This is a genomic window from Variovorax sp. AC103 (assembly GCF_979254005.1).
The window spans coordinates 1-244 of record NZ_CEEDFC010000096.1 but is presented as its reverse complement, the minus strand read 5'-3'; the positions used below and the strand labels follow the sequence as shown (position 1 = coordinate 244).

General features: G+C 76.6%; 1 pseudogene. It reads left to right on the top strand.

Features of this window, described 5'->3' with window-relative positions:
* Positions 1-244 (top strand): annotated as a pseudogene (locus AC0IYU_RS34945) (hypothetical protein); the annotation flags it as partial.

Sequence of the window (244 nt, the reverse complement as noted above, 5' to 3'; positions counted from 1 at the left end):
GCAGGCCGCGTACACGGCAATCGGGCTGGCGGGCGTGCAGTCGTCGGTGGGCGAGGTGGCGCGGGGCAACCGGCAGCTCACGGGCGTCGCGCCAGGCAGCGCAGCCACCGACGCAACCACCGTGGGCCAGGTGCAGGGCATGGTGCAGGACGGCGTGGCCACGGCCAACGCCTACAGCGACACCGTCGCCGCGCAGGGCGGGCCGCTGGGCACGGCCTGCACGGACAGCACGGCCGCGCGGCTG